This window comes from Geodermatophilus sp. SYSU D00779, assembly GCF_054050595.1.
The window spans coordinates 1-1,100 of the sequence record NZ_JBJGZQ010000070.1 but is presented as its reverse complement, the minus strand read 5'-3'; the positions used below and the strand labels follow the sequence as shown (position 1 = coordinate 1,100).

The window sequence follows — 1,100 nt, the reverse complement described above, 5'->3', positions numbered from 1 at the left end:
AGTGCGGCGTCGAGGGCGGCGGGCAGGGCGGTGAGGAAGGCGTCGACCTGGGCGTCGGTGAGCACCAGGGCCGGCGCCAGCCGCAGCACGCCCGGCGCCACGGCGTTGGTCAGGAACCCGGCCCGGCGCAGCGCGGTCTCCAGCGCGGCGGCGACGTCGGCGGTGAGCACCACGCCCAGCAGCGCGCCGCGCCCGCGGACCCCGGCGACGCCGGGATGGGCCAGGGCCTCGATGCCGGCGGTGAACCGGCCCTCGAGCTGCTTGGCCCGCTCCAGCAGGCCCTCCTCGGCGATGGTGTCCAGCACCGCCAGCGCGGCGGCGGCGGCGATCGGGTTGCCGCCGAAGGTCGATCCGTGGCTGCCGGCGCCCAGCAGCTCGGCGGCCTCGCCGAAGGCCAGCGTGGCGCCCAGCGGCAGCCCGCCGCCGAGGGACTTGGCCAGGGTGATCACGTCGGGGGCCACGCCGTCGGCCTGGTGCGCGAACCAGTGCCCGGTGCGGCCGGTGCCGGTCTGCACCTCGTCCACGGCGAACAGCGCCCCGGCCGCGTGCGCGGTGTCCGCGGCGGCGGCCAGGTAGCCCGGCGGGGCGGGCAGCACGCCGCCCTCGCCGAGCATCGGCTCCAGCAGCACCATCGCCGTGGCCTGGCCCACCGTGCCGGCCAGCGCGGTGGCGTCGCCGTAGGGCACGTAGCGCACGCCGCCGGGCAGCGGGGCGAAGGCGGCGGCCTTGCTGGGCTGCCCGGTGAGCGCCAGCGCGCCCATGGTGCGGCCGTGGAAGGCGCCCTGCGCGGTGACCACCTCGGGGCGGCCGGTGAGCCGGGACAGCTTGAAGGCGGCCTCGTTGGCCTCGGCGCCGGAGTTGCAGAAGAACACCCGTCCGGGCCGGCCGGCCAGCTCGATCAGCCGCTCGGCCAGGGTGATCCCGGGCTGGTGCATGGCCAGGTTGGACACGTGTCCCAGGGTCTGGGCCTGCCGGGTGATGGCCTCGACGACCCTCGGGTGGGCGTGGCCGAGGATGGTGGTGGCGATGCCGCCGAGCAGGTCGGTGTACTCCCGGCCGTCGACGTCCCACACGGTGGCTCCCGCGCCGCGGGCCAGCGC

1 protein-coding gene is annotated in these 1,100 nt (G+C 77.5%); it reads right to left on the bottom strand.

Translation table 11 applies throughout. From position 1 onward, the window contains the following. A partial coding sequence (locus tag ACI79G_RS24935) for an acetylornithine transaminase (protein WP_456883717.1) occupies positions 1–1,100 on the bottom strand: 1,100 nt, incomplete at both ends.